This window comes from Pricia sp. (assembly GCF_041745955.1).
Taxonomy (GTDB): domain Bacteria; phylum Bacteroidota; class Bacteroidia; order Flavobacteriales; family Flavobacteriaceae; genus Pricia.
The window spans coordinates 1-3,459 of the sequence record NZ_JBGTHY010000015.1; the positions used below are offsets into that span (position 1 = coordinate 1).

The window sequence follows — 3,459 nt, forward strand, 5'->3', positions numbered from 1 at the left end:
TCGGACAACAGCGTCAAGCGCTCATAACCCAAAACCCCATCGCTTTTAATCGGCCAGCCGGTACTACTGCGGATTTCCGTAATATCAGGGGAAGTCACATAAACGGTCGTAAGGCCATATTCCCGGAAATAATTACAGTCATTGGTATCTTTTAACAACAAACGATCACCTTCAACGGTGGTGGATACTTCATCACTAAGATATTCTCCCGTTTCGATCTCTACTTTTTGCACGTCGCCCTGTTTTAATACCAAGGCTACATTTTCGAAGACCGTGATTTTGGTAAAATTAGGCACGGGGACTTCCTCACGGATAAGGTCTCCCGAATTTTGTAGGCAGTCGGGGGCGTTTTCCCCGTTACATCCAAAGAAAAACAGGGCAACCAATAGCAACACTGAATTTTTTATGGCACATCTCGAGATGGGAAAAAATCCCAAACCAGCCTGCCTCCCGACTGCCAGCGCATCCGTGACTGGCAGCTCCCAAATTTTTAATTCCAAATTCTTCACGCTTTTACCTTGAATAGTATATTTTGAGCCTTACAACCTTACACCAATTCCAAACTCCACAGCCTCCGCAGCGGCGCCATGCGATTTAAGGCTGATAACACCGAACACCTTTTCCCCAAAATAGCGCTTAATGCCCAGCCGATTGTACACCCGCCCTTCAAAATCGAACGGGTAGTACACGTAGTAGCCCAATTGGGTTACTATAGATAGCCTATTGATGATCAGCTCGTGGCCGATGAAAAGTCCGGCTCTTTTATAATCGGTATCGGCGGAGATATTGTTCTCCGGAAACGAAATGGACTGAAACTCGATCAGTTCTTTAAGAAAATTACTAAAAAATACATCCGCACCTGCCTGTACGGCACTTTTTCTGCCCAGCCGTTTGTCGGCATATACTGAAAAAATAAAGAACGGGAATTGCCCATGGCCGATATTATCGCTGGCATTGACACCGCCCCTAAAGACTAGATTATATTTGATAGGTTCGGTAATCTTGACCTTTTCCCTTCGTATGTACTCCGTTTCGGCTTGGGTCAATCTGTATACCAGACCCGCATTAAAAGCAATCGTGTTCGTAGAAGTGTTCGGCGCCTTCACGTTGGCGTTGGAATAATGTACAATGGAAATACCGGCTTTAAAACCTAGATTTTTATAGATATTTTCTTTGTGGTAATTGAACATCATAAAGGTGGTACTCAGCAATCGGGATCCATAGGCATTGTTCCGAAAATTAGTGTCGCGGTCATACGGATTCGTGGTATAGGCAACCCCCTGCCCTATCCGGAACTGGAGATTCCGCTTGAAAAAGTAAAAATTGAAATGGGCATATAGGCTGTAATTTTTCCCCATGATGGGGTTGACCATATCCTGATAGATAAAGGATGCCCCTAAATCAGGATAATTATACCCTTGTTGCCAATCTTCCTGCCCGTAGGTTTTTCGATTGTATCCTAAAATCAATCCCGCTGGATGCTCGGTAATTAAATGGGAGATATCGGGATTGTGCAAATATATCGAACCATAAAACGCATTGGCATCGAAGCTGTAGTTATTTTTCGTTGCATCCTCTTGGGCGAAACAACATCCCACGGCCAACACAAAAAAAAGAAATACCCTTGAGTTCATGGGGCGCAAAGATAAGGTTGAAATTTGAAATACACGCTGTTCAAAACACCTTCTCCGCTATCGCCTTAATGTTATCCGATTTTCCCATGGAATAATAATGCAGTACGGGAACGCCCGCTGATTTCAGTTCTTTGGACTGCTCGATGCACCACTCCACACCAACTTGCCGAACGGCCTTATTGTTTTCACAATCATCGACCGCGTCGATCAAATCTTGGGGAATATCGATACGGAATACCTGCGGCAGCAATTGCAAATGGCGTTTAACGGCGATGGGTTTGATCCCGGGAATGATGGGGACGTGGATTCCCATATCCTTGGCGGCATCGACGAACTTGAAATATTTTTGGTTGTCGAAGAACATTTGGGTGACCACGTAATGCGCCCCGGCATCGACCTTTTCCTTTAAGCGTTTTAAGTCCGATTGCAAGGATGGCGCCTCCAGATGCTTTTCCGGATAACCGGCCACCCCGATACAGAAATCGGCGCAATGCTCGGTCTCGACGGCATCATGCAGATAATTACCACAGTTCAGGTCGTTCAACTGCTTTACAAGGCCCACGGCATAATCATGACCCCCCTTGGTCGGCCTGAAGTATTTTTCATCTTTCATCGCATCGCCCCGCAAGGCCATCACATTGTCGATGCCCAGATAGTGGCAATCGACCAACACATATTCGGTTTCCTCTTTCGAAAAACCGCCGCAAAGTAGGTGGGGCACGGTATCGACGTTATACTTATGCTTGATTGAAGCGCAGATACCGACCGTACCGGGACGCATACGGGTCAATTTTTTGTCGAGAAGTCCATCGCGTTCGATATAGACATACTCTTCGCGGGAAGTAGTCACATCGATGAATGGCGGTCTGAATTCCATTAAAGGATCGATATTATCGTAGAGTTCCTGAATTCTATGGCCTTTTAATGGCGGGATGATCTCGAAGGAGAACAAGGTTTCTCCTTTGGCGTTTTTTATGTGGTCGGTTATTTTCATGTTTGCTGAACTTGTTTCAGTATCCTCGCTGATCCGTGAATTCAGGAAGGTTCAAAATTGGTACTTATTTTACTATTTGGGCGTCCGGGCGGGCTTTCCGCTATATTTTTTTTGCCGAAAAAGCAAAAAAAGATGCCGCTGCAATCCCTGACGCTAAGTCTCCCTAAGTTCAACCTGCCATGTTCAAGAAACATTTGAGGTCTCTGCGTTAATTAGTCGTCGGCAATATTGGGTGCCAGCCATTTCGTCGCCTTTTCCAGGGATATCCCTTTTCGGTCGGCGAAATCGGCTACTTGATCTTCCTTTATTTTTCCGAGTCCGAAATATTTGGCTTCGGGGTTGGCAAAATAATAGCCGCTGACCGATGAGGCGGGCCACATGGCGAGGCTATCGGTCAACTTTACCCCGATACGCTCCTCGACTTGAAGCATATCCCAAATCGTTAGTTTTTCCAAATGATCGGGACAGGCGGGATAGCCAGGAGCGGGGCGGATGCCCTTATATTTTTCACCGATCAAGGCTTCATTGTCCAATTCTTCGTTGGCCGCATAGCCCCAATGTTTCATCCGGACTTCCTTATGCAAATATTCGGCGAAGGCCTCGGCCAAGCGGTCTGCCAGTGCCTTGACCATGATGGAGCTATAGTCGTCGAGATCTTTGCGATATTTTTCCGATAGTTCGTCCGCCCCGAAACCTGTGCTGACACAAAAACAGCCGATGTAATCTTGTTTTTCCGTTTTCTTGGGGGCGATAAAATCGGATAGGGCGTAATCGGGAACGCCTTCGCGACGCTGTAGTTGTTGGCGAAGGGTCCGGAACTTGAAAGTCTTT

General features: G+C 46.4%; 4 protein-coding genes. All 4 read right to left on the reverse strand.

Annotated elements, in window-relative coordinates:
- Positions 1-500 (reverse strand): GIN domain-containing protein (locus tag ACEW8S_RS00555; protein WP_373516246.1); only part of this gene is annotated, 500 nt, incomplete at its 3' end.
- 39 nt (positions 501-539) lie between these two features.
- A complete protein-coding gene (locus ACEW8S_RS00560; protein WP_373516247.1) occupies positions 540-1,634 on the reverse strand; it encodes an acyloxyacyl hydrolase in 1,095 nt (364 codons plus the stop codon).
- A gap of 40 nt (positions 1,635-1,674) precedes the next feature.
- Positions 1,675-2,628, reverse strand: coding sequence for a methylenetetrahydrofolate reductase [NAD(P)H] (metF, locus tag ACEW8S_RS00565; protein ID WP_373516248.1), 954 nt, complete (start codon positions 2,626-2,628; stop codon positions 1,675-1,677).
- A 212-nt stretch (positions 2,629-2,840) separates the two neighbouring features.
- Positions 2,841-3,459, reverse strand: a 619-nt coding sequence (locus tag ACEW8S_RS00570; protein ID WP_373516249.1) for a vitamin B12 dependent-methionine synthase activation domain-containing protein, incomplete at its 5' end; no start/stop codon positions are given.